Origin of the sequence: Jutongia hominis (genome assembly GCF_014384965.1) — a bacterium.
In the GTDB taxonomy this organism is placed as follows: Bacteria; Bacillota; Clostridia; order Lachnospirales; family Lachnospiraceae; genus Butyribacter; species Butyribacter hominis.
The window spans coordinates 31,212-56,481 of the sequence record NZ_JACRSW010000033.1 but is presented as its reverse complement, the minus strand read 5'-3'; the positions used below and the strand labels follow the sequence as shown (position 1 = coordinate 56,481).

The 25,270-nt window shown below is 37.8% G+C and carries 23 protein-coding genes; 4 read left to right on the top strand and 19 right to left on the bottom strand.

Annotated elements, in window-relative coordinates:
• The 5 genes from H8700_RS10245 to H8700_RS10225 all read right to left on the bottom strand — a co-directional run.
• The coding region (locus H8700_RS10245) for a sigma factor-like helix-turn-helix DNA-binding protein (RefSeq protein ID WP_283242247.1) at positions 1-413 on the bottom strand (413 nt) is incomplete at its 3' end.
• A 73-nt stretch (positions 414-486) separates the two neighbouring features.
• Positions 487-2,088 carry a C1 domain-containing protein gene (locus H8700_RS10240; protein ID WP_249305552.1) on the bottom strand — a complete coding sequence of 534 codons (1,602 nt, stop codon included), beginning with the start codon at positions 2,086-2,088 and terminating at the stop codon, positions 487-489.
• A 207-nt stretch (positions 2,089-2,295) separates the two neighbouring features.
• Positions 2,296-3,735, bottom strand: coding sequence for a plasmid recombination protein (locus H8700_RS10235; RefSeq protein ID WP_249305551.1), 1,440 nt, complete (start codon positions 3,733-3,735; stop codon positions 2,296-2,298).
• A 258-nt stretch (positions 3,736-3,993) separates the two neighbouring features.
• Positions 3,994-4,989, bottom strand: a complete 996-nt coding sequence (locus H8700_RS10230) for an AAA family ATPase (protein WP_249305550.1) — start codon at positions 4,987-4,989, stop codon at positions 3,994-3,996.
• Positions 4,990-5,003: 14 nt separating this feature from the next.
• The gene (locus H8700_RS10225) at positions 5,004-5,240 is read right to left on the bottom strand and encodes a hypothetical protein (protein ID WP_014078576.1); all 237 of its coding nucleotides are present in this window, start codon (positions 5,238-5,240) and stop codon (positions 5,004-5,006) included.
• Between the two features lie 151 nt (positions 5,241-5,391).
• On the opposite strand from H8700_RS10225, the gene H8700_RS10220 reads away from it, so the two are divergent.
• Positions 5,392-5,823 (top strand): helix-turn-helix domain-containing protein, encoded by a 432-nt coding sequence (locus H8700_RS10220; protein ID WP_014078575.1) that lies wholly within the window; start codon positions 5,392-5,394, stop codon positions 5,821-5,823.
• A gap of 57 nt (positions 5,824-5,880) precedes the next feature.
• Positions 5,881-6,936, top strand: coding sequence for a tyrosine-type recombinase/integrase (locus tag H8700_RS10215; protein WP_249305549.1), 1,056 nt, complete (start codon positions 5,881-5,883; stop codon positions 6,934-6,936).
• A gap of 183 nt (positions 6,937-7,119) precedes the next feature.
• Here the strand turns inward: H8700_RS10215 and rpsI are convergent, their stop codons facing one another.
• Positions 7,120-7,512 carry a 30S ribosomal protein S9 gene (rpsI, locus tag H8700_RS10210; protein ID WP_249305548.1) on the bottom strand — a complete coding sequence of 131 codons (393 nt, stop codon included), beginning with the start codon at positions 7,510-7,512 and terminating at the stop codon, positions 7,120-7,122.
• Positions 7,513-7,531: 19 nt separating this feature from the next.
• The gene (rplM, locus tag H8700_RS10205) at positions 7,532-7,972 is read right to left on the bottom strand and encodes a 50S ribosomal protein L13 (protein WP_022141175.1); all 441 of its coding nucleotides are present in this window, start codon (positions 7,970-7,972) and stop codon (positions 7,532-7,534) included.
• Positions 7,973-8,423: 451 nt separating this feature from the next.
• On the opposite strand from rplM, the gene H8700_RS10200 reads away from it, so the two are divergent.
• Positions 8,424-9,560 carry an HD-GYP domain-containing protein gene (locus H8700_RS10200; protein WP_249305547.1) on the top strand — a complete coding sequence of 379 codons (1,137 nt, stop codon included), beginning with the start codon at positions 8,424-8,426 and terminating at the stop codon, positions 9,558-9,560.
• Positions 9,561-9,742: 182 nt separating this feature from the next.
• Here H8700_RS10200 and H8700_RS10195 read toward each other — a convergent pair whose 3' ends face one another.
• From H8700_RS10195 to H8700_RS10140, 12 genes are all read right to left on the bottom strand, one after another.
• Complete coding sequence (locus H8700_RS10195; RefSeq protein WP_249305546.1) at positions 9,743-10,117, bottom strand: hypothetical protein; 375 nt, start codon at positions 10,115-10,117, stop codon at positions 9,743-9,745.
• 12 nt (positions 10,118-10,129) lie between these two features.
• Positions 10,130-12,214 (bottom strand): beta-galactosidase, encoded by a 2,085-nt coding sequence (locus H8700_RS10190; RefSeq protein WP_249305545.1) that lies wholly within the window; start codon positions 12,212-12,214, stop codon positions 10,130-10,132.
• Between the two features lie 143 nt (positions 12,215-12,357).
• Entirely contained in the window at positions 12,358-14,340 is a 1,983-nt protein-coding gene (gene uvrB / locus H8700_RS10185; protein WP_249305544.1) for an excinuclease ABC subunit UvrB, read from the bottom strand.
• A gap of 35 nt (positions 14,341-14,375) precedes the next feature.
• Positions 14,376-15,590: a S41 family peptidase gene (locus H8700_RS10180; RefSeq protein ID WP_249305543.1), complete on the bottom strand. Its 1,215-nt coding sequence runs from the start codon at positions 15,588-15,590 to the stop codon at positions 14,376-14,378.
• A gap of 79 nt (positions 15,591-15,669) precedes the next feature.
• Positions 15,670-17,025 carry a murein hydrolase activator EnvC family protein gene (locus H8700_RS10175; protein ID WP_249305542.1) on the bottom strand — a complete coding sequence of 452 codons (1,356 nt, stop codon included), beginning with the start codon at positions 17,023-17,025 and terminating at the stop codon, positions 15,670-15,672.
• 21 nt (positions 17,026-17,046) lie between these two features.
• Positions 17,047-17,955: a permease-like cell division protein FtsX gene (ftsX, locus tag H8700_RS10170; protein WP_249305541.1), complete on the bottom strand. Its 909-nt coding sequence runs from the start codon at positions 17,953-17,955 to the stop codon at positions 17,047-17,049.
• The gene (gene ftsE, locus H8700_RS10165) at positions 17,952-18,632 is read right to left on the bottom strand and encodes a cell division ATP-binding protein FtsE (protein WP_249305554.1); all 681 of its coding nucleotides are present in this window, start codon (positions 18,630-18,632) and stop codon (positions 17,952-17,954) included. Before ftsE ends, ftsX begins: the two co-directional genes overlap by 4 nt.
• Positions 18,633-18,715: 83 nt before the next feature.
• Positions 18,716-19,804: a PucR family transcriptional regulator gene (locus H8700_RS10160; RefSeq protein ID WP_022141184.1), complete on the bottom strand. Its 1,089-nt coding sequence runs from the start codon at positions 19,802-19,804 to the stop codon at positions 18,716-18,718.
• Between the two features lie 246 nt (positions 19,805-20,050).
• Positions 20,051-21,163, bottom strand: a complete 1,113-nt coding sequence (locus H8700_RS10155; protein ID WP_022141185.1) for an ABC transporter ATP-binding protein — start codon at positions 21,161-21,163, stop codon at positions 20,051-20,053.
• A gap of 237 nt (positions 21,164-21,400) precedes the next feature.
• The gene (locus H8700_RS10150) at positions 21,401-22,246 is read right to left on the bottom strand and encodes a YitT family protein (RefSeq protein ID WP_249305540.1); all 846 of its coding nucleotides are present in this window, start codon (positions 22,244-22,246) and stop codon (positions 21,401-21,403) included.
• 41 nt (positions 22,247-22,287) lie between these two features.
• Positions 22,288-23,046: a WecB/TagA/CpsF family glycosyltransferase gene (locus H8700_RS10145; protein WP_022141187.1), complete on the bottom strand. Its 759-nt coding sequence runs from the start codon at positions 23,044-23,046 to the stop codon at positions 22,288-22,290.
• A gap of 9 nt (positions 23,047-23,055) precedes the next feature.
• On the bottom strand, positions 23,056-24,360 hold the full coding sequence (locus H8700_RS10140; RefSeq protein WP_022141188.1) for a LytR C-terminal domain-containing protein: 1,305 nt from the start codon (positions 24,358-24,360) through the stop codon (positions 23,056-23,058).
• A gap of 177 nt (positions 24,361-24,537) precedes the next feature.
• Between H8700_RS10140 and ymfI the strand changes: the two genes are divergently transcribed.
• The gene (ymfI, locus tag H8700_RS10135; protein WP_022141189.1) at positions 24,538-25,269 is read left to right on the top strand and encodes an elongation factor P 5-aminopentanone reductase; all 732 of its coding nucleotides are present in this window, start codon (positions 24,538-24,540) and stop codon (positions 25,267-25,269) included.
• The last annotated feature ends 1 nt before the right edge of the window (position 25,270 follow it).

Below are 25,270 nucleotides of genomic sequence, written 5' to 3'. Positions count from 1 at the left end.
AAAAGAATTTGTGACCTATCTGGATGTCTTAGCTTTCTCAAAGATTTTGCTTCTATTTGTTGAATCCTTCTTTCATTTGTACCATACAATTTTGCTATTTCTTCTCTAGATATTTTTCTTCCATTTTCCAATCCACTTCGTTTTTTAATTACTCCAGCCTCTCTATCAGATAGCATCAAAAGTACACTATTTAATAAAGCTTTTCCATATTCTATTTCTGCAGCACTTACAATTACACCTTCACGTCCACTAAATCCAAGTGTCTTAAATAATGTCCATTCATATGGGGATTGTTCTCCAATTTCTATTCTATCCCTATATGCTCTTATTATTTTTGTACCTTGATATTTTTTTATCTCTGACATTTGTTCTCGATTTCTAGAGTCATCTTCATTTATATATATATCGTTCATAATAAACTTTTCCACTCATATTCATTTTACTATAATCACTAAATTCTCTAACTTCCTAAAAAAATTTATTTCATTACTCCCACATTTTTCCACATTTTTCACATTTATAGTGACAATGTAATTTTGTAGAAAAAAATCCCCAAAAAGCTGTTGACAGTTGTTTATCTCTCCATTTTGCATACCTTACCTGATATGAACCACAATAAGGACACGGAGAATCCAAATATCTAACTGCACCCGCTGTCGAATGATAACATATATTTTCTTCACTCCCATTATATGCTATTTTTTTTATTTCTTCTGGCTTTCCACATTCTGTAAATAAATTATTACATTTACTGCATCTTCCATAAACCAAAATGCTTCCAAATGCTTTATGTTCCCATCCTGTGTTATTAAAACATCTTCTAGCATTGCAATAAGGACATGGATAATTCTCAAAGAATTCTTTTGATGTAATCGTAGCAATGCCTGAACTATTCATTAATAATGATATATTCTTTTCCTTTAAAGCATTTATTTTTTTTATCCCCCTCTCATTTGCATATGCATCGCTACATAATCTACCATTAACAACAATATACATCCTTGTTAGCTTTTGACCATTTTGTTTATTCACCATATCGACTCGCAATAATTCCTCGTCACGAATATACTTGCCTTCAAAATCAACTACATCATCCGTTCCTTCTCCACTAAATATTTTCACACTTCCGTCTATTAAAAACCAAATCGGTCTTACATTATCATTAAAACTACAATATGCTTCAAAATATTGACCTTCTGGAATATTTCCTAAATACAATGTATTTTTTTTGTATAAATAATCTCCAAATTTAACATATGTGTCACCCCATATTTTATCCTGAGTAATGATATCATCATCTATAACTTCAAATGTATCTTCAATATACTCTTCGCCTGTTGAAGAACTATAACCAAGTACAACTCCTGCTTTTTCCGATGTGTAGTAATATTTAGAATACATACTTTCATCTAATGTATAAATATCAACATATTTAGGTATTCCAGAAGTATCCACATAGTTATCATCATTAAATATCATTTCATCAAAATCTTCCAAACATTCTTGACAATAATAGCCATTATTCATTATAAATTTTCCACAATTAGGACACTTTAGCCATGTAGCTTTTTTCTGTAATCCTCTTATTTCAGATTCAGTTTCTATATTTTTCTCGTCTGATAACGCATCGAAAGATATTATAGCATTTCCAACGTACTTTCTTAATTTCTCAACAAAACCATTTGTCTTATTTAAAGATTCATTATCATCAAATTTATTGGCATAAAGTACACCTAATCTATAATATATTTGGCAATACTTATTGCCAATATCTATCCGAGTAGAATTTTCTCTGCTCATATTAATAAGACACAATAAACCATTCGGTACTGTCTCTTCCATTTCCTTTTTATCAAAACAATAAATCTTATTTTTAATTTGCTCTGTCATTTCAACGTCAAGATAATCTTGTATAAATTTGATATGTTTGTCATCAAATTCTTTGAATGACGATATATAGAAGAGAAATCTTAGAATTTCCATTTTTATCATACTACATATAGCATTTCCAAAATCAATGTTTTCGCTATCAATATTACTCGCAATATCCAATATCTCAACTATATCATCTTTTAATTCTTTATCCATAATATTCTCCTTTTTTAACTTCAAAATTATTGAATAAAATATACCGTATCGAATTTTTATATCAAAATATTATCGTGCAATTTCACATCTGTCATGTTCTCATTATCGGTTAAAAACTGCCATATGGTTAATTCAATTAAATTACTATTTAAAGACCAAATTCTTAAAAAAATTATAGCACATAATAATTGGGGCATCCATTAGTTTCTATCTAATTTCCTCATGCACCTCCCACAATCTCTTCTGTTCCGCTCCTCTCCTCAATATCTCCTTCAAATCTCTCGCCATTGCCTCAACATTAGCGTCCATCTGTTCAACAGTACCTGTACGATTACCTGCTGTAATCTCCCATTTAACACTCGCTTTAGAGTAATATTCCTTAGTGTCCACATTCATATATCCATACAGCGAATATACATATCCATCACTTTTCTCTAAGAATACAGGAGCTACTTCTCCTTTAGAAGTTTTCCATCTCATTAGCCTCGGAAACCAACACAAGCCTTCTTTTATCAGTTCTTTGAATGCCTCCAGCAGCTTGCCCAGCTCATTTAATATTCCGCGGAATGAATTTCCTGCCTCTATTGTCTTATCAGCTTCAACTTGATTGGCATATTCTTCTATCGTAGGTGCAAATAATCTAAATGACGATACAAAATTCTTGATTCTATCAAGCAATTTCGCAACATCTTCTGCTTTTTCAATAGCACTTGCCAACTCTTGATTTACTGATTGAAGTTCTGACCTCTTTTCGTCAAGTTCCTTTGATATATATTTTGATTCTCTACTGTCCATTTCTGATAGTGACTTAGTAATCCGCCTCATACTTTCCAGATATGAAATATCAGTCTCCAGTTTTTCTTTTTTATCCGTATATTCTTTTTCAATGGCTTTATTTGCCTTAACTGCCCTATCCGATTCCTCCACCTGCTCTTGTAATTGTGTCAAATGCTTTGTCTCCTGAGCCACCTTATACTCCGCAACTGATAAGTCGTGATTTCGACCTTTCGACTTTTCTTTTATCTGTTCCCCAAACCAGTCATTCACTTCTTTATTAGCCACCTCACGAAGTTCATCCTGCAGCACTCTCGATAACACATCTTTAGTGAATACCTTCCTTTTTGATACCTGCTTGCTAAGACCTTTCTTATATCCATCTGCCACAGGGACTCCAACAATGTGCATATGCGGACTATCCTCATCAAGATGAACCACAGTATTTGCAACTACAAACTGTGGAAGCCTCTTTCTAAGTTCGTCCAGTATTATCTGATATGACAATTTCATATATAACTTCATATCATCAAATTGCCTCCAGAACTCCCTGTCACCTATCTGAATGATTATTTCAACTGCCATATCCTGTTCCTTACCAGCCACATGTTCAAAATAATCTTCGATTTTCCGGTCTGGTCGTGTCTGCTTTTTATTATATTCTTCTAATGCCTCATCGAATTCTTTATGATATACTGTTTTCACATCATCAATCAGATTTGATGTACCATATATGATGCAAATGTTGTCTTTGCTATAATCTGATGATTTATATTTTCTCAGGTTATGCTTGGCAACAGCTGCAAGCTTAGATTTCGATGTAATGGCACTTTTCTTATTGCTCACATGAGCGGTATATGAAATATTTCCCATTCGCATCTCCTTATCTGTACTACCTTTTTATCTGTTAAATCTATCGGAGCAGTGCAGTTATCATCTTGGCTCTGCCATAGATGATAACCCCCTAGCAGTTTTGGCAAGCCAGAACCGCAGTGGGCTCTCCGAGGGTTTTATATATTATCCTTACCCTTACCTAGAGTTTAATAATCTGTACTTTTTATAATTGCAGACTCTAAACTCTTTCCTAGAATTTAGAATCTGCTTTTTCAAACATCCAGATTGTTAAACTCTTTATTCCGGCATTACCCAAGTCCAGTAAATTGTTCCATCTTTTGCTTTTTCTTTATCTGATGTTATACCCAGCTTTTTCTTTGCCGATAAAAGAGTATTTCTCTTAATGCTCCTCTTTGCAGCTTCCATCATTATTTCATTAGATGGAATTACCTTGTTTGATCCAAAGTATTCTTTGATAAAATTCTCCGCAATGTCGAGCTTCTTTTTTCCTCTTCCTTCATTGCCGGATAACAGCTCATCTATGGTGATGTCATATGGTCCTATGCATACCATTCCATTATCCTCAGTCATTTCAAATCCTATCGCATCCCCTGCCGGAGCTAATGAAGATTTATCATGTGCCATTATTCTTATATTAGGTTTATCACGAAGCCTTGCCACCAGCAGAACACTTCTGGCAGTTGCCTGTATATCAATAGAACCAAGTCCTCTGTATGTTGATTTGCTGCCAGATGCCTTATTCATATGACCAATAAGAATAATTGCACAATTATGCTTTTCTGCTATTATTCCAAGATGCTTTAGCACCGGTCTTATTTCATTTGCTCTGTGCATATCAACTGTAGCTCCGATATACGCCTGAATCGGATCAAGAATGATTAACCTTGCCCCAGTCTCTATTATTGCCTGCTCTAACCTGTCATCTGTCATTGATAATTCCTTATCTGTCTCATCAATAACCCGAATCATGGAACAATCTGCTCCTGCTTTTTCCAATCTGGGCTTAATCGTATCTTCAATTCCATCTTCTGCTGTCTGATATATGATATGAATAGGTTCATATTCCTTATCATCGTCACATGGAAGCGGCAAGCCCATGCTAAGAGCTGCCGCTAATTTGAGAACCAGAGTTGTCTTTCCTTCTCCCGGATCTCCTTCAATTATTGTTATCTTTCCGTATGGTATATATGGATACCATAGCCATTCCACCTCTTTTGAAACCACATCCTCCATATGGATAAGTTTCAGTTCAACATTCTGTTTTTCAACCATATTCATCCTCCTTGCTATACTGCTTCTTTGTTAAAATATCCTGTTTCTTCCCAAACTTTTTTATCCGGACAATAATAGCTGAATTCATTTGAGCTCCCTACCTTTATTGCCGTTCCAAATTTGAGTAATCCTTGTTGTATTCCCAGCCTTACATACTGTGCGTCCTTCCCTATTGCACTTGCAATCTCTTTTATTGGTACATTTCTCCCTGTAAAAGCTGGTAAATCACCCTGATAGATAACTTCTGGCATCTCTACCACCTCCTCTTTTTATATAGAGCATTTCTTGCTCTGTTATGTTTTGCATTGTACAGACCTTTATTTGCTCTGTCAATAGTTTAAAATTTAATGTTGACTATTAAATATTAGTGTGTTACATTTACAACAACAGGAGGTTGAGGCAATGAATACCGGTAAAAAGATTAAATTAATACGAACCTTTCGTGGTTTAACCCAGAAAGAACTAGGCGAAGCTTGTGGAATACATGAAGTTGCAATCCGTAAGTATGAGCTTGGAAAGAATCTTCCTAAGCCTGAACAGCTTAGAAAAATTGCAGATGCACTTGGTGTCAATGTTAATTCATTGATGGAATTTGATATCGAGGCTGATGGTGATGTACTACCATTACTATTTGCTATTGATGAAACATTTGACATTTCTATCAAGGATTTAGACGGAGAGCCCGGTATATTCTTTTCCAATAAGAATCTTGTTCAGTTTCTTAAAGACTGGCAGGCTATGAAAGAATTACTTGATAATGGCAGCCAGACACAAGATAATTACGAAATATGGAAGACTATCCGCCCAAGTGTGACAAAGGTAACCCACGAATAACAATCATTTTATCCGTTTGCTATCAGCTTTCTAGTAAATAGCGAAAGGATGGTGCTTATGAAGTTACCCAACGGATACGGAAGCGTTGTAAAACTTTCCGGCAAAAGAAGAAAACCTTATCAAGTGAGAAAGACTATAAGCTGGCACTATGATAAGGTAAAAGACAAACAAGTTCAGGATATGATTACAATTGGATATGCAGCTACCAGAGCTGATGGCTTGCAAATGCTTGCTGATTACAATAATAATCCATTTGATACCAAGGCTGCTAAGATGACATTTTCAGATGTCTATGAAGAATGGTCAAAGCGTAAGTTTCCTACTATATCTGAATCTGATGTAAAAGGATACACAGCATCCTATAAATCCTGTGAACCCCTTTACAACAAAATTTTCAAGGATATTAAATTAGTTGATTTACAGACTGTTATTGATACCTGCGGTAAGAATTTTCCTACTCTCAAGAAAATCAAAGTCCTGTTTAACCAGCTATTTGATTATGCTTTGAAAAATGATATTTGCAACAAAGATTATTCAAGCTTCGTTGATATTGTTCAATACAAGAATCGTAACCCTAACAAATACGATAGAAACAAGTTTGAGAAAAATGAAATTGATATTATCTGGGAACAAAAGGAAGACAAATATTATCAGATAGTATTGATGCTCCTATATAGCGGAGTCCGTATCTCTGAAATGCTTGATTTGAAGAAAGAGAATGTTCATCTGAATGAACAGTATTTTGATGTTATCTGTAGTAAAACAGAAAATGGTATCAGAAAAGTTCCAATAGCAGACAAAGTTCTGCCATATTACAAAGCTTGGTATGAATCCTGCCCTGAATGTGAATATTTACTTCATACAGAAGCTGGAAAACATTTTGAATACCGAAACTACTACGATAGCTATTTCAAGCCATTGATGGAACAGCTAGGTATTAATCGTACACCTCACTGCTGCAGACATACATGCATCTCAATGTTAGCAGAAGCTGGTATTAACCAGACGATTATCAAAAAGATTGCGGGGCACTCAGGTGCAATGACACTCACAGAGAACGTGTATACCCACTTTGATATAAAGGAGCTTGTAGATGCGATTAATAAGATTTAAACAAAGAAAAGGACATTCCCCAGTATCTCTACTGAAAAATGTCCTATACATATCAATATCTTTGTTGCATACCTGCTGCATATGTGTTGCATTCGATGTAAATTCCAGCACATCTGACGGCATTCCACAACTTCTGTAACCCTTGAAAAATGGGCTTTTCTTGATATCTTCGTTCTTGAAAGATTATCTCTTTGAGAACTGTGGAGCTCTACGAGCTTTCTTGAGACCGTATTTCTTACGCTCTTTCATACGTGGGTCACGAGTTAAGTAACCAGCCTTCTTAAGAGTTGGACGGAAATCAGCGTCTACTGTAAGAAGTGCTCTTGCGATACCATGTCTGATCGCACCGGCCTGACCTGTGAATCCACCACCGCGAACAGTGATCTTAGCATCATACTTATCTGTTGTATTTGTAGCCTCAAGTGGCTGACGAACGATAATCTTTAAAGTTTCAAGACCGAAGTAATCATCAATATCTCTTTTGTTGATTGTGATCTTACCGGTACCCGGTACTAAATATACTCTAGCAATACTACTTTTTCTTCTACCTGTTCCATAAAATTTTGCGTTTGCCAATTTTTTTTCCTCCTCTCAATTATGCTCTTTCTTTAATCTCTAAAACTTCCGGCTTCTGTGCCTCATGTCCATGATTCTCACCAGCGTATACATGAAGCTTTGACATCATCTGACGACCAAGTGGTCCCTTTGGAAGCATGCCCTTAACTGCATGTTCAACAACGTATGTTGGTTTCTTAGCGAGCATATCCTTGAGTGTTGTCTCTTTCATTCCACCTACATAATCGGAATGGTTATAATAAATTTTCTGGTCTAATTTCTTACCAGTAACTTTGATCTTTTCAGCATTGATGATGATTACATAATCACCTGTATCAACATGTGGTGTAAAAACAGGTTTGTTCTTACCTCTTAAAACATTTGCAACTTCTGATGCAAGACGGCCTAATGTATGTCCTGTAGCGTCAACAATAAACCACTTTCTTTCAATTGTGGATGGGTTAGCCATATAACTTTTCATCCCAGTACCTCCTAACTAAAATTCGTATATTATTTTCAAACTAACTGCGTCTGTCTGCTTATACCGGGGCTTGGGTTAGCTTTCACACGCCACATTTAACTATTATATAATGAATACAACTTCTTGTCAATCTTTTTTCTGTAGTTTTCTTAAACTGGTCATAAAAGCTGGTCATAAAAACTTTTCACATTTCTATTCTGCCATTCTCATTCTGTTTTTCTATCCATATTATTTTTACATTTTTTCTCTTTTCTGTCCGACTTCTCCTATAGTTTCTTACAACTTTCTAAAGCAAATATAAATTTTCGTTCATTTTTATATCCATTTTTGATTGCGTATCATGTGCTGTCATGGTACAATTATAGTGTTTCTAGTGTATTGCAGATACAAAAGTAATCCGTAAAGAACAAACGACGCAAAGGATTGCAGGTTACTTAGACAGGGAGGATATATGAAAACAAAAAAAGTTCTAACTTCAAATCTAAAACCGGGTATGGTTTCTTCTGAGGCAGCCTATACATATACGAATCATCTGGTGATTCAAAGTAATACAACACTTACACCGGAGATTATTGATAAGTTAAAATATTATGCAGTCAAATCCGTTCGGGTATATATTCCGGATGAGGACGCTCCAAAAGAAAAAGAAAAAAACACTCCAACGGATACACCACAAGAAAAAGCTCCTGTCTCTCATGGACCAAGTTTTGATGGTCCTACTTATTTTGAACGAGTACAGCAGACAGAGCAGTTCGTAGAATTTAAAGATAACTTCACATCATCTATCAGTAGTTTTAAAGATGAATTAAATGATATCGTTGCAAAAAATGCAACAGATGTAACCGATAATATGCTCCATGAAGTGGATTCCATCCTTGGACGTACCAGAAACTCTTTACACCTTTTAGATATGATGCAATGTCTGCGTGGTTTTGATGACTTAACATATACACACTCCATGAATGTTGCTTTGATCTGTAACGTAATCGGAAGCTGGGCCGGTTTTTCAAAGGACGATCTGAATACATTAATGTTATGTGGCCTTTTACATGATATCGGTAAATTAAAAATTCCTGCCGAGATCATTCAAAAACCCGGTAAGCTTACCGATGAAGAATTCGACCTGATCCGTTCTCATCCAAAACTCGGTTATGATATTTTACGTTCCAAAAATTTGGATGACCGTATCAAGCTTGCTGCACTTCAGCATCATGAACGATATGACGGAAAAGGGTATCCACGTCAGCTTGCCGGCATTGAGATCAATGAATATGCATCGATTGTTGCGATTGCCGATGTTTACGATGCTATGACTTCAAACCGTATTTACAGAAAAGGCATTTGTCCTTTTACTGTAATTTCTATGTTTGAGAAAGAAAAAGATCTATATAATCCTCATTATCTCTATCTATTCATGAAGAGACTTGTAGAAGCATATGTCAACACAGAAGTTATTCTTTCAAATAATGAACGTGGAAAGATTGTTTTGTTAAATCAAAACCTGTTATCACGTCCTGTTGTCATTACTGATAAGAAGACATATGATCTTTCACGCGATTTCAGTGTTGATATTACCGCATTGATCTAAAGAACCGAAAAAAAGTAAAACACAGAAGATTCGAGTATTTAAGGACGTGTTCCTGTTATCTTACTCCTATCGTTCTGTGTTTTTTATTTTTCTCTTTCTGTCTTATTTCGTAAACCCTTTTTAGTTTGTTTCTTTCCGATTCCACTATATATATTTTTTTCGATTCGTCTTTCTGATCTTTTCTATTTTAATCCCGGCAGATAGAAAAAGATCAGATAACACCAGCGGATCAAAATCCCGGTGAGTAAAAAACCGCCCTGTAAGATCCGGTCAAACTTCTTGCGACGTACAATTTCTTTTCCATCTTTTTCTTCCACAAGATCAATCTGTATCGAAGCTTTTCGAATCAGATAAAAATAAAATGCAAGTATGATAAACCAAAGCAAAAACATACCAAAACCGAGCAACTGGTATATGCCATCTGCTTTTGGTGAATATGCCACATTGCTTCTTCTGCTTCCTGTCAGCATTTCAAATGCATAGATCAGATAATCCAATGATACAAAGCCCCACACCAGACTGATCACAGAAAACAAAATTCTCTTCCATTGTTTCATTTTATTTCATCCTCACTTTTCTAAGATTTTCATTTCAAAAGGCTGCAAATCCAGTGTATGTTTTTTTACTGTCTGATCTTTGTGACGTACTATAACATCAAAATGCTGTTTGTGCATGGTATTATTAAAATACAGCTCCCAGCTTTTTGTATCATTTCTGCGTTCTGTCACTTCTACCCCATACGGAAGACTCTCCATATATGGAATTGATGCATTTTCTAACAAAAGCTTTGCAAAAGAGATCATTCCTCTTCTATCCGGAACCGTTCCTACATAATAACCGATTCCTTCGTAATAAGAATTTTGGGTGATCGCAGCCGCCCCTTCATAAAAATCGGTTCCATAGACAGCCAGAGCTTCTGCCTGTTTTGGATCTAAAATATCACACCATAAATGGCACGACTGTATATATCGTTTTTGTGTGCTGCTCTCTCTTTTTCCCCCATCTATTCTATTACATTCTGCCTCAGATAATGCAGATAAATGCGAGTTGCTCTGATCGTTCTGTCTGTCACAGATGTTCTTCCACTTCTCTGATCGGATTTCAATGCACTCTTCCTTTTCTCCGATCGGATTATATTCTTTTACGATCGCACCCGTAATCTCTGAAAAGACTGTCGGCAAAGGAGACATAATACATTGATTATTTGTATCCTTTACACCGGAACGATTCGTCAACACCAAATGACCGCCCTGTTTTACATATTTCTTAAAATGGCCTTCGAGCGTTTTGTCCGAGATATACATGGTCGGTGCCACCACTAAAGTATATTCGTCCAGATCACTTTTGGCATCTACAATATCAACACCGACACCAAGACAGGTAAACGCATCATGATAAGCCTTTAACTGTGTAAAATAATGCATTCCTTCCACCTGTGGCTGAATCTTAAAACCATATTCCTGCTCTGAGGAATAAAGAATGGCTACTTTATTCTTTATGATAGAACCATCTAAGTAAGAAAGTTTCTTCATCGTCTGACAAAGTTCTTTAAATTCTTCGTATCTGCGACCTAATACATTATTGTGGTCTATAATCCCATGCCAAAACATTTCTGCTCCGGCAACGGCTGTCCTCCAGCGAAAATGAAGAATCGTATCTGCTCCATGTGCCATTGCCTGCAAGGAATAGCCTTTTAACATTCCCGGATAAACCGTTTCACTCATCGGTGTCCAACTTCCTAACCCTCCGCTGAGCTGTTCCATGATCCAGAAGTTTTTCTTCTTGATACCACGCATCAGATCCAGATGAAACGCATGCGAATAAAGCGTTTCTATGTCCTTTGGAAGATTCGTTGTTGGATAATTGTCATATGAAACAAAGTCTAACTTTTCAAACATATCATAAAAATCCGGCATATTTTCACAGAGCCAGTTATTTGTCGTGATCACCGCTTTCGGATCCAAAGAATGGATCAGTTCTCTTTGAAACTCGACATATTCTACCGTACTCTGCGAAGCATAACGATTAAAGTCCAGCATATACGATGGATTCAGCCATGTCTGAAACGGTCCGAATGGTGGTTTGATCTGCGAAAAATCCGTATATTCCCCACTCCATACTCTGTTGCCATAGGCCTGATTAACACTCTCTATTATTTTATATTTCTTTTTGACAAATTCCTGAAATTTCTGTATACAAGTCGGACAACAGCAATGATTTGCTTCTAATTCGTTATCAATCTGGTACCCGGTCACACAAGACTTCTCCCGGTAATGTTCCACCATCTTTGTAATGATCTGTGTACATTTTTCACGATACAAAGCATTGTTCAGGCATCGATGACCACGGATACCGATAGGAATACGCTGCCCGCTCTTATCTACCTGGATCACTTCGGGATATTTTTCGAAAAGCCACTGTGGCGGTGTACAAGTCGGTGTGCATAAGAACACTTCAATTCCGTTTGCTTCAAATAAATCTATGATTGCATCGAGCCAGGAAAAATCATACACGCCTTCCCTGGGTTCTAAGCAGCTCCATGCGAATTCTGCCATGCGGACGATCTCTACACCGGCTTCTTTCATCCGGCATACATCCTGTTCCCACAGGGAACGATCCCATTGCTCCGGGTAATAATCAACACCTATCTTCATCCGTTACTCCTTACCTTACTTTATTTTATCTTGTCACAGCTTTTATAACTTTACTGCATTCATTTCAACTTCTGAATCCGGCTTTTATAATCCTTCTGTATCCATTTCAATTTCTGAATCCGGCTTTTATAACTTTACTATATTCATTCCATATCCTGTATCTGCTTTTTGACCATGACCATCTGATCACGCAATGACGCTGCCTCTTCAAAGTTCAAGTCTGCTGCCGCTGCCTGCATTTTCTTTTGAAGTTTCTTTACAACAATCTCAAGTTCTTTCCGGTTCATGGATTCCATATCTTTTTCCAGATCAAAGTCGGAAGCTTCCACTTTTTTCGTAATACGTACAATATCACGCACCGCTTTTTTGATCGTTTGTGGTGTGATTCCATGTACTTCATTGTATTGCATCTGTATCTCACGTCGACGATTCGTTTCGCTGATCGCTTTATCCATAGAGTCAGTCACAACGTCTGCATACATGATAACATATCCCTCTGCATTTCTTGCCGCACGCCCAATCGTCTGTACCAGAGAGATCTCAGAACGCAGGAAACCTTCTTTGTCTGCATCCAGAATCGCTACCAATGCAATTTCCGGGATATCCAATCCCTCACGAAGCAGGTTGATTCCGACTAATACATCAAAGACATCCAGGCGCATATCACGAATGATCTCTGAACGTTCCAGTGTATCAATATCAGAATGCAGGTATTTCACACGAATGCCGACTTCTTTCATATAATCCGTAAGATCTTCTGCCATTTTCTTCGTCAACGTACATACCATGACTTTGTTGCCGTCTTCGATCGTCTTATGGATCTCTCCGATCAGATCATCAATCTGACCTTCTACCGGACGGACTTCTACCTTAGGATCTAACAAACCGGTTGGTCGTATGATCTGTTCGGTTCTTAGAAGTTCATGCTCTTGTTCATATACATTCGGCGTAGCCGACACGAAAAGCATCTGGTTGATATATCCTTCAAATTCATCAAAATTCAATGGTCTGTTATCCAATGCAGACGGAAGGCGGAAGCCATAATCCACAAGTGTCTCTTTACGTGCCCTGTCTCCGGCATACATTCCACGGATCTGCGGAATCGTAATATGAGACTCATCCACCATAATAATATAATCATCCGGGAAATAATTTAACAGGGTATTCGGTGTCTCTCCGGGTTGTAACCCCGCTAAATGACGCGAATAGTTCTCAATGCCGGAACAAAATCCGGTTTCTCTTAACATTTCGATATCAAAGTTTGTTCTCTCTGCAATTCTTTGTGCTTCTAACAGCTTATCATGACTTTTAAAATAAGCAACTCTTTCTTCTAATTCTTCCTCTATCGTATGAATGGCACGTTCCATTGCCTCCGGCTCTACAACATAATGGGATGCCGGAAAGACAACAATATGTTCAAGTACCGCCTTCACCTGACCTGTCAGAACATCAATCTGTGTGATCCGGTCTACTTCATCGCCAAAAAACTCCACACGGATTGCCTGATCCGATTCATTAACCGGGAAAATTTCCACAACATCACCACGTACCCGGAATGTACCACGCTTAAAATCAAGATCACTTCGTGTATATTGGATATCTACCAGTTTACGGATTACAAAATCACGATCGACCATCATACCCGGTCGTAATGAAACTGTCATATTCTGATAATCGACAGGACTACCAAGACCAAAAATACAGGATACACTGGCTACAATGATCACATCTCTTCGCTCTGACAATGCTGCTGTTGCAGAATGACGTAATTTATCAATCTCATCGTTGACCGATGAGTCTTTTTCGATATAAGTATCGGAAGATGGCACATAAGCTTCCGGCTGGTAATAATCATAATAAGATACAAAATACTCTACCGCATTCTCCGGGAAGAATTCCTTAAACTCCGAATACAACTGTCCTGCAAGCGTTTTATTATGACTAATGATAAGTGTCGGCTTATTAAGAGCTGCAATGACATTAGCCATAGTAAAGGTCTTTCCCGAACCGGTCACTCCGAGTAAAGTCTGAAATTGGTTCCCCTCCTTAAAGCCATCTACAAGTGTTTTGATCGCCTGCGGCTGATCACCTGTAGGCTCATATGGGGCATGTAATTTAAACTCCATTACGCCTTTTTCTCCCTTCTAAAATCTATTGCATCTTATTCCTGCTTTAACAGATAATCAAACGCTGTCTTTAACTGGTTATCGACTTTCTTATTGCTTTCCGGCAGCTTTTGTATCTGTTCTGACAATTCTACTTTGATATCAGGATTCAGTCCCTTTTCATGAATATTTCTTCCATTTGGTGTATAGTATTTTGCTGTTGTCATCTTTAATGCCGAGCCATCCCCTAACGGGAATACTCCCTGCACAATACCCTTTCCAAATGTCTGTGTACCGACTAATACACCTTTCTTCTCATCCTGTATTGCACCGGAAAAGACTTCTGATGCACTTGCGGAATTTCCGTTGACTAAGATTGCCAAAGGCTTTTTGAATTCTTTATCATCTGTTGCTTTATATTCTTCTTTCGTTCCGCTTTTGTCTTTGCTATAAACGACAACGCCCTGTGGAAGCATTCTGTCTAACATTTTTACAGCCGAATCTAACAGTCCGCCGCCATTTTCCCGAAGGTCAATGATCAATGCTTTTTCGCCCTGCTTCTCAAGCTCGTCAACAGCCTGTTCAAACTGCTTTGCCGTAACCTCTTCAAAACCGGATACCTGAATATAGCCGATCTTTTTATCCAACATCTGATATGCCACGGTGTCTTCCTCAATGTTATCTCTGGTAACAGTAATCTTTACCTGCTTTTGCCCACGCAATAGCACCATATCGACTTTTGTTCCTTTTTCTCCTTTTAACATAGCCTGCACCTGTGAAATCTCTTTTCCGGTCACTTCGGTTCCATCCACCGAATAAATGATATCGCCTGCTTTTGCGCCGGCTTTTTCACATGGACTATCCTTCATTGGTTTGACGATTGTGATCGCACCGCTGTCCTGATCAGCAGACACATACGCTCCGATTCCACAATAGGCTCCCTGCGTCTTTTCCATAATATCCTTATATTCATCACTTGTATAATAAGCAGCATATGTGTCATTCAGTCCATTGATCACACCTTTATAGACTGCATCTGCCATCTTATCTTCATCTATTTTGTCTAAGAAATATTGATCAATGTATCCTTCTATCACATTAACTTTATCCATGATTTTATTTTCCAAGGCTGTATGATTATCCGAGATACCAAGCATTCTTGTTACATTCAATGATCCGTTTTGCACCAGCAAAAAAGCTGCCACCAGAACCACTAGCAAAGAACCGGCAACGCCGGTAAGTATTCCTGTTATAAATGACTTCTTATTCACAAAAGACCTCCTATATGTTCTTTTTTTGAATCTATTGAAAACTCTCTTCTCTTCTGATAAATCTTTCTTTACCATTCCCCTATTGCGATACATAACTTAGCGGATTCACATAAGTTCCACCTGCATAAACCGCAAAGTGAAGATGCGGCCCGGTAGATACACCTGTATTTCCCGACAATGCGATTTTTTGTCCCTGCGATACCTTAGCACCGGAAGAAACCGCCAAAGAAGAACAATGCATATAATAAGTATATACACCATCTCCATGGGATATCGCAATATAATTTCCTGCAGAAGCAGAATATGCTGCTGTAACAACAGTACCTGCCTTTGCAGCTACAACCGTAGAGCCTACCGGCACAGAGATATCAATACCCTTATGATTTGAACTTGCACCGGCTGTCGGTGACGTTCGGTAGCCAAAATACGAAGTAATCCTTCCTGACACGGTCAACGGCCAGCGGAACCCGCTTACAGAAACTTTTGTTGTGCTGTTATCTGTATTCGTCCGCGGAGCTTTCGCCGCTGCTGTCTTAGGTGCTTTGGTCGCTTTTGCCGCATTAGATGTACTCTTTTGTGCGGCTTTCTTTTCAGCCGTTTTGCGTGCAGACTCTTCTTTCTCGCTTTGCTTTCTCTGTGCTGCCATCAAAGCTTCTAACTGTGCTTCCTGCTTTGCTAACAGATTATCTGTATTTTTCACAGAACTGCTTTTCTGATCGATCGAAACCTGATATTTTTGAAGTTCGTCCGTCTTCTTATCCATGATCGTATTCATCGAATCTTTTTTCAATTTCAAACTCTTTCGTAATGTTGTCAGATCCGCCAGGTCGATTTCAAGCCTATTTTGAGCAGTTGTAATCGTATCACAGGTCTTTTGATATTCTTTTAACAAGTTTCTATCATAACTGCTGACTTTACTTACATATTCCGCACGGTTTAGAAACTCTGAAAGACTATCTGCTCCTAAAAGCACCTCCCAGTACCCCTGATCTCCATTTTCATATACATATTTTATGCGTTCGAGCATGGAATCATACTGTATTTCTTTCTTTGATTCAGCAGCTTTTTTTTCTTTTTTCAGAATACGGATCTCTTTCTTTGTCTTTTTAAGATTTGTTTCATTTTGTTCTACTTTTGTAGAAAGATCAGCCAGTTTCTGATCCAAACTCTGAATATAAGAAACAACATCACTTTTTTTATTTTCCAGAGATGCTACTTCTTTTTTTAATGTTTTTTTCTCCTCCTCAAGAGACCTCGTCGTTTTATTGCTTTTTTCTATCTTGTTCTGAATCGTTTTTGAAGCCTGCGACTGACCGGCTGCATAGCTGATCATTCCTCTGTCTTCGTTCAGTCCGAGACAGCCATTCAACTGACCGGTTCCGATCAGAACAGCTCCGATGCTCCAAATACCGATTGCAATCCATCTTTTCTTCATATGTACCCTTCCTGTTCTTTCCTATAAAGATCTTCTCAAATGCTTTCTGACTGACAACGCACTTCCGACCAGACCAATTCCAACACCAACCGCAAGCGACATCGGTATCAGTGTACGAAAGACTTTTCCTGTACTGACAAAGGTCAGCCATTCCGATAATGCTGAAAAATGTTCCAAAACAAATGCAATCATTTTATCATAAAGAACGGATAACAGCACCAATGGAACGATCGCTCCGCAAAAACCAATCAATATGCCTTCAAACCAGAATGGCATTTTAATGAATGCATCCGTCGCACCAATATATTGCAATATCGAAATTTCGTCCCTGCGGACACGGATTCCCGATGCAACCGCTGTGCTGATCAAAAAAACAGAGATCAGTAACAGCAAAATAATAATGGTTGCAGATACATAAGCGACCAATAGGTTAAAGCTGTTCAACCCCTTTGCAACACTTCGTGAACCATTGACCTTTCGGACACCATCTATCCCTTCGATTTCCTGTGCAATCTTATTTTGCTCTTTTACTTCCGTTAAATATACTTCATAAGAGGCTGAGTTTTCCAAGGGATTCACACCGTTGAATGTATCAGCTACGCTTTTATCATCGCCATACATTTCTTTTTGAAACTTTTCCCATGCCTCTTTTGCCGAAATAAATTTGATCTTGTCTACATCCTTGTACGCTTTTATCTTATCTCCAATCGCATCAATCTGCTTTTGTGAGATTCCCTCCTCAAAGAAAACGGTTATTCCAACGCTGCTTTCCGCATGATAAACCATGTTTTGGAAATTACTTACTAATGCATAAAAAATGCCCAGTAGAAAAAGACATGTCGCGATCGTTCCAATCGCTGCAAGAGAAAACAAGCGGTTTTGTACTATATTTTTTACACCCTGTTTGATTCCATAGACAAATGTTCTCACTGTATATACCCTCCCTGCATCTCATCACTTGTAATCCTGCCGGAATGTAATGCGATGACTCTCTTTTTCATTTTGTTGACAATCTCATGGTTGTGCGTCACAACAATGACCGTTGTTCCCAGGCGATTAACTTCTTCTAACAACTTCATGATCTCCCAGGAGTTTTGTGGATCTAAGTTACCGGTTGGCTCATCCGCTAATAAAATAGCCGGACGATTAACCATTGCTCTTGCAATCGCTACTCTTTGCTGCTCTCCTCCCGAAAGCTCCTTTGGACGCATCTTTTCTTTGCCGGAAAGTCCTACCAGTTCCAGAATATTCATGACATTTTTCTCAATCTTTTGTTTGCTCACACCGACAACCCGCTGTGCTAAAGCTACATTTTCATATACATTTCTATCTTTTAATAAACGGAACTCCTGAAATACTACGCCTAATATACGACGATAATATGGCAGTTCTTTCCTTTTGATCCGGTCAAGCTGCTTTTGTGCGACAAAAATCTTTCCATGTGTTGCTTTTACTTCTCCAAGCAGTGTTTTGATAAATGTGGATTTTCCCGAACCGCTGCTTCCTACGACAAATACAAACTCCCCTTTTCCCACCTGTAAATTAATCTGCTGTAATGCATGTGTTCCTGTTGGATAAGTTACCGAGACATCCTGTAATGTGATCAATGCTTCTTTCGTATTCATTCCTTTTCTCCTTTAATGACAAATGGGCAAGCCCACTGCGCCTGCCCACTCCCTATATCTTATTTTTAATATTCAAAATTTTCCATATATTTCATATATTTTACAACCATTAAAGCAATCTTGAATGTGATTGCATCATCAAAAACACGAAGATCCAATCCTGTACTCTTCTGAAGCTTGTCAAGTCGATATACCAATGTATTACGATGAATGTATAACTGTCGCGAAGTCTCTGATACATTCAGGCTGTTTTCAAAAAATTTATTGATCGTGGCAATTGTTTCATCATCAAAATCATCCGGTGATTTTGCTCCAAAAATTTCTTTGATAAACATCTTGCAAAGCGGCATTGGAAGCTGATAGATCAGACGACCGATACCAAGGCTGCTATATGCGATCACATTACGGTCACTATAAAAGATCCTTCCTACGTCCAGTGCCATCTTGGCTTCTTTGTAAGAACGTGACACATCTTTGATCTCGTTGACCATTGTGCCATACGATACATGAACCAATGACATTGCCTCTGAGTTCAGCATATCCAAAATCACACGGGCTGTCTTTTCCATATCATCGTAATCTTCATTTTCTGCAACTTCTTTTACAAGAATAATATTCTTCTCGTCTACCTGTGTAATAAAATCCTTCTTCTTTCCCGCAAAAAGTCCTTTTATCGTTTCTAAGGCATTCACATCTTTTTCATTCTTTGTTTCGATCAAAAAGACAACTCTCTTTACATTTGTCTCAATATGCAATTTCTTTGCCCGATTATAAATATCAACTAATAACAGATTATCTAATAACAGATTCTTAATAAAGTTGTCCTTATCATATCTTTCTTTGTATGCAACCAAAAGATTACGGATTTGGAACGCTGCCAGCTTACCAACCATATACACATCATCGGTATCACCTTTTGCAAGAATGACATATTCTAATTGATGATCGTCAAATACCTTAAAGAACTGATACCCCTGTAACACCTGACTATCTGCCGGAGAATCCACAAACGCCATGACCGCTTCCTCATACTCCTCAACATTATTGATCGTAGTTGCAAGTGCCTTTCCTTCGATGTCCATAACACAAATATCAATTCGCGTTATACTTTTTAAGCCATCTATTGTCGTTTGTAACACCTGATTTGAAATCATATTATCCCTCCAACTTTCTATTTGTCATAGCATATTTGTATAGTACGCTGTAATATCAACCTATAATATATTTATATTATCATCAAACTGTACAAAAGTAAACAGCGAATCCCCGTATATATAGTGACAATCGACCGAAAATTTTTCGTTTTTACCCCAACCCTTGACAAAGAGCAAAAAACGGATCATCAACTCATTTTTATAAGATGATGATCCGTCTAAGATCAAAATTATTTTATTTACAGACTAGTTTGTAATTGTAACTTCTGTTTCCTTGTCAAATACATGAATCTTGCTTGTATCAAGTGCGATCTTAATTGTATCGCCAGGACGTGCTGTTGTACGTGGATTTACACGAACAGTAATGTCATGTCCCTCTACCGTGAAGTACAAGAATACTTCTGCACCAAGCATTTCATAAACCTTAACCGTTGCATCAAGAACATTGTCGCCACCATCTGCAACAAAGATTTCTTCATCTTTGATATCTTCAGGACGAATACCTAATACAACATCTTTACCAATATATCCACCTTCTACGATCTTCTCTGCTTTTCCTTCAGGAAGTTTAATAGAGTGTGAACCGAACTCAAGTTTAACATCATCGCCATCTTTTACCACTTTACAATCAATGAAGTTCATCTGTGGTGAACCAATGAATCCTGCGACGAACATATTGCAAGGTTTTGTATAAAGATCAATTGGTGTAGCAACCTGCTGCATAACACCATCTTTCATAACTACGATACGTGTACCAAGCGTAAGTGCCTCTGTCTGGTCATGTGTAACGTAGATGATAGTAGCTTCCAAACTCTGATGAATCTTAGAAATCTCGATACGCATCTGTACACGAAGCTTAGCATCAAGGTTTGATAAAGGTTCATCCATAAGGAATACTTTAGGATTACGCACGATAGCACGTCCCATGGCTACACGCTGTCTCTGACCACCTGATAAAGCCTTTGGTTTACGGTCTAATAAAGGAACAATGTCAAGAATTTTAGCAGCTTCCTGTACTAACTGATCGATCTTCTCCTTTGGTGTCTTTCTTAACTTAAGACCAAATGCCATGTTATCGTAAACTGTCATATGTGGGTAAAGAGCGTAGTTCTGGAATACCATTGCGATATCTCTGTCCTTAGGTTCTACGTCATTTACAAGGTTGTTGCCAATCCATAATTCACCTTCTGTAATCTCTTCAAGACCTGCGATCATACGAAGTGTTGTAGATTTACCACATCCTGAAGGTCCTACGAAAATGATGAATTCCTTATCTGCGATATCAAGGTTGAAATTTTTAACAGCCTGGAAACCGTTTGGATATGTCTTACTGATGTTTTTTAATGATAAACTTGCCATAGTTATGTATCCTCCTATATTTTAACTTAATATAATACTATCAATACGCAATAAACATCACGTTCTGCTCATTGAATATATTACACTAAAGCCCGATATTTAGCCATAGCACAATCTTACAAAGAAATAATTCTGCTTTTGTGCAAAGAGTATAAATTTATTTTTTTTCGTTCAATTCGCCAAAAACCATAGAATTTATTTATAAAAATACTGGAAGATTTGACCAAAGTTTGTATATCATTTACCAATCTTCACAAAACCTTCCCCCATAATTTCTTTTACATCCTGAATAAATACAAAGGCATTATCGTCATTTTTTTCTACTATTTGTAAGATTCGTGCAATTTCTCTTGCTGATGCCAGACAGACAAGAACATTCTTCTTCCGGTTACTGTAAACACCACGTCCGTCCAGACTGGTTACACCACGATGCAATTCTTCTAAAATCTGACTGCCGATCTTTTGGTATTCCTCCGATATAATCCAGATCTGCTTTCCGGCTCTCACCCCTGTTAAGATCAGATCCATGACCTTGCTTGATAAAAAGACTGCAAAAACCGCATAAGCTGCACTATGAGATCCAAATGTAAAAATTCCTGCTGCGATCACGGCAGCATCCAGGCAGAACAGAATGCGTGCAATCGGTACCTGTGGCATATATTTGTGAAGAATGCTGCTAAGCAGATCCGTTCCTCCTGTGGAATACCCGGTAGAAAAGACCAGTCCGAGTCCTGTCCCATTTAAAATTCCGCCATATAAGGCTGCGAGAAAATAATCCTTCTGTCTGATCGGAATAACCGGAATGCAAAATAAAAACAATGTAAAGAACAAATTTGCAACAAATGTGACACGAAGATATCTTTTCCCTCGTACAAAATATCCCCATAAAAAGATAGGAATATTCAACAAAATATTTGTCATCCAGACCGGGATCTCAAAATCAGACCAATTCATTGAAAGCCCTTTAATAATGATCGCTGTGCCGGACACGCCTCCTGTCACCATATGCATCGGCTCATAGACAAAATTTACAGCCATTGCCATACAAAGTGTTCCTATCAGAATTTTGAACCAACGTATCATATTTCAGCCTCTCCTTTTTAACAGAAAAAAAGATGATAACCTTATACGTTATCATCTTTTTGATTCATTTCTTCTATCTGATTATTATACTGTGCTACTTTCTTTCGAAATATACGTGCACGAACATCTTTTTTTACGGTCTGTTCTCTCACTATCTTATGATATAGACCAGCCAGATGCAATTTTTCGATCCAATGCGGTATCTTTTTTTCCTGTGCCGTCAACAGATTGACAACACCACCGATTGCAATGCATAAATTTGCATTCAGCAAAGATACATGCTCCATGATCCATTTTTCCTGAACACCTGTCTCTAAATCGACAAGAAGCATATCGGGAATATGATTGTTGATCTCATTGACGATCGCTGCATCATCCATTTCTTCACGATATACGCAGGAACCGACGATTTTTAATTCCGGCTGCATACGCAGACAATAGGATTGTAAGTTCGCTGCTTCTTCTTCACTCTTTGCTACAATATAAAGAGAACGATCTTCTTTCTTTAAGTTCTCCAAAACGAGACCAAAGCTTTTGCAACTCACTACCATATCACCTGCTTTTAACACATCGGAATGATGTGCCGAAAGCAACGCTTCCTCACCCGGCAAAAAAAGATCTGCTCTATCGATCAGCTCATGATACTCTTCATTCTCTACTGCCAGATTTAACAGCTCCGTTGATGCAAACAATATCACTTGCAATCGTTCATCTATCAGGTATTCATTCATTTTGCTTATAAGAATGTCATTGGACAACATATCCACATCAACATCCATAATTCTTACAGAAGCCTGCATATTTCCTACCTATCTGCTATTTGCATCACGCGTTCCTAAAATAATTTCAATGTCGTATCCCTTAGAAACACTTCCTACAGTTACCTGTGCATTATTAAAATACTCTTTTAAATCCTCACCCTGTCCTTTTTTGCTGACAATAATCTTCGTTGTTGTCAACGTCTTACCTGTATAATTGCCAACTTCCGGCACATTATAACCGGCGTTTTTTAATTTTTTCTGTGTTGATGCTGCCAATCCGGCAATCTGGCTACCATTTGAAACATAAATCTTTAAGTCTTTTGAGTTTGTTTTCTTAGCACTCTTTGTTGACTTAGATGATTTTGTTGAAACCGGTGAAGGACTAGGCGAAGTTTTTGATACCACCTGTGATTTGCGGATCATATTGGCAGCTGTCAGATCCTGCTCCTGTACATAAGTCTCACCGTTTTCTACAAGATATTTGATCGCTTTCTTTGTCGCTTTTGTATCTACTTCAAAAAGCTTTCTGCTGTATTTTCCCGGAACACCCCAGAAATGGTAAAGATTACAATCCATCTTTTCATAAGCTTCTACATAACCAAGCTTGTTATATACCGTCAGATTTGAAGCAACACCTTCATACTGATCTTTAATAAATTCAGCAATCTTATCCTGGTCATGTCCGAGGTCAGAAATCTGTCTCTTATAAGTATCGCTTAAAACAGTAATGTTCATCTTTGTCTTTAATGTTGTATTTGTAACAGGAACCATACCATCCGGTCCCGGTGTATTATTCTCTGAACTCTTAGTCTTATAAGCAACCTTTACTTTTTGCTGTGTATAATGATTATCATATGTTTCCTGCTTCAATACAGTATAATAACTGATGTCTGTTCCAAGCATTTTTTCAAAAATAAGCTCACCATAACCATATGCTTTGCTCTCATCCTCAAAATACTGTAATAATTTAGAAATGCGGATCACCTGTGGAATTTCTTCATTGACCTGACATAATTTACGATACATCACCGATGGAATTGTATAATCTGTCGTAACCGGAATTGTAATATAATCCATATTATATGTCTTTGTATTACAAATTTCTAACATCAGATGCGTAATCTTATTCTTATCATCTGCAACATAGATCAGGTTCTTTGAAATTTCATCTGTCTGTGCCTCATCCATAATGTCTTTTAAGTTCTCAGTACTGCTACTGCCACCTGCACCGCCCTTTGCCAACAATGTGTACGAAATCTTATAACTTGCAAACCCCACAAGCAATAAAACAGCAATGCATAGCAATGATTTTCCTAAGCTTAAAAAAAACATTTTTAAAACATTCTTCTTCATATCTGTACCTTTCTCTCAACGAGTTATATTCCTAAATTGCCAAAACATACAGCACATTATACCAAAAATTCTAGGCAATGTAAAGTAATGCAGCCTTTACGTGCCAAGAAATAAGATTCGTGTTATAATAGTTTCATTCTTTTCATAGAAAAATTATGTACAGAAATGAGGATTTTTATGTCAAATAAAATTGCTGTTATTACCGGTGCGTCCCGCGGAATCGGTCGTGCGATCACTTTAAAATATGCACAAATGGGCTATGATGTCGCGATCTGCTGTCATCATAATAAAGAACGTTTAGAAGAAACAGCCAAAGAAGTCCGTTCCATGCAGGTCCGCTGTCTGACCTATGTTGGTAACATTGGAAATTATAATGATGCCTGCACTTTTTTTCATGAGATTGAAACAAAACTTGGCTCAATCGATATTCTGATCAACAATGCCGGTATTTCCTGTTTTGGGCTGCTGCAGGATACAACACCGGAGCAATGGGATGCAATGATCACATCAAACTTGAACTCCGTCTTTTATTGCAGCAAGCTTGCCATCCCTGAAATGCTTTCTAAAAAATCAGGCAAGATTCTTTCTATTTCTTCTGTCTGGGGCAATGTCGGTGCTTCTATGGAAGTTCCTTATTCTACGACAAAAGGTGCGATCAATGCCTTTACAAAAGCTCTTGCAAAAGAACTCGGACCAAGTAATATTCAGGTCAATGCAATTGCCTGTGGTATGATCGATACCGAAATGAATGCTGTTTTGTCAGAAGATGACATTACTGCCATCACCGAAGAAATCCCTGCCGGAAGGATGGGAACACCGGAAGAGGTCGCTGAACTTGCTTTTGCAATAACAAAAAAGAATGATTATCTGACCGGTCAGATAATCACTCTTGATGGCGGCTGGATCTGAT

Excerpts from the sequence above, each read along its gene's own strand:
- H8700_RS10240 (WP_249305552.1), bottom strand. The coding sequence starts at position 2,088 with ATGGATAAAGAATTAAAAGATGATATAGTTGAGATATTGGATATTGCG.
- H8700_RS10235 (WP_249305551.1), bottom strand. The coding sequence starts at position 3,735 with ATGGGAAATATTTCATATACCGCTCATGTGAGCAATAAGAAAAGTGCC.
- H8700_RS10230 (WP_249305550.1), bottom strand. The coding sequence starts at position 4,989 with ATGGTTGAAAAACAGAATGTTGAACTGAAACTTATCCATATGGAGGAT.
- H8700_RS10225 (WP_014078576.1), bottom strand. The coding sequence starts at position 5,240 with ATGCCAGAAGTTATCTATCAGGGTGATTTACCAGCTTTTACAGGGAGA.
- H8700_RS10220 (WP_014078575.1), top strand. The coding sequence starts at position 5,392 with ATGAATACCGGTAAAAAGATTAAATTAATACGAACCTTTCGTGGTTTA.
- H8700_RS10215 (WP_249305549.1), top strand. The coding sequence starts at position 5,881 with ATGAAGTTACCCAACGGATACGGAAGCGTTGTAAAACTTTCCGGCAAA.
- rplM (WP_022141175.1), bottom strand. The coding sequence starts at position 7,972 with ATGAAAAGTTATATGGCTAACCCATCCACAATTGAAAGAAAGTGGTTT.
- H8700_RS10200 (WP_249305547.1), top strand. The coding sequence starts at position 8,424 with ATGAAAACAAAAAAAGTTCTAACTTCAAATCTAAAACCGGGTATGGTT.
- H8700_RS10195 (WP_249305546.1), bottom strand. The coding sequence starts at position 10,117 with ATGAAACAATGGAAGAGAATTTTGTTTTCTGTGATCAGTCTGGTGTGG.
- H8700_RS10190 (WP_249305545.1), bottom strand. The coding sequence starts at position 12,214 with ATGAAGATAGGTGTTGATTATTACCCGGAGCAATGGGATCGTTCCCTG.
- uvrB (WP_249305544.1), bottom strand. The coding sequence starts at position 14,340 with ATGGAGTTTAAATTACATGCCCCATATGAGCCTACAGGTGATCAGCCG.
- H8700_RS10175 (WP_249305542.1), bottom strand. The coding sequence starts at position 17,025 with ATGAAGAAAAGATGGATTGCAATCGGTATTTGGAGCATCGGAGCTGTT.
- H8700_RS10160 (WP_022141184.1), bottom strand. The coding sequence starts at position 19,804 with ATGATTTCAAATCAGGTGTTACAAACGACAATAGATGGCTTAAAAAGT.
- H8700_RS10155 (WP_022141185.1), bottom strand. The coding sequence starts at position 21,163 with ATGGCAAGTTTATCATTAAAAAACATCAGTAAGACATATCCAAACGGT.
- H8700_RS10150 (WP_249305540.1), bottom strand. The coding sequence starts at position 22,246 with ATGATACGTTGGTTCAAAATTCTGATAGGAACACTTTGTATGGCAATG.
- H8700_RS10145 (WP_022141187.1), bottom strand. The coding sequence starts at position 23,046 with ATGCAGGCTTCTGTAAGAATTATGGATGTTGATGTGGATATGTTGTCC.
- H8700_RS10140 (WP_022141188.1), bottom strand. The coding sequence starts at position 24,360 with ATGAAGAAGAATGTTTTAAAAATGTTTTTTTTAAGCTTAGGAAAATCA.
- ymfI (WP_022141189.1), top strand. The coding sequence starts at position 24,538 with ATGTCAAATAAAATTGCTGTTATTACCGGTGCGTCCCGCGGAATCGGT.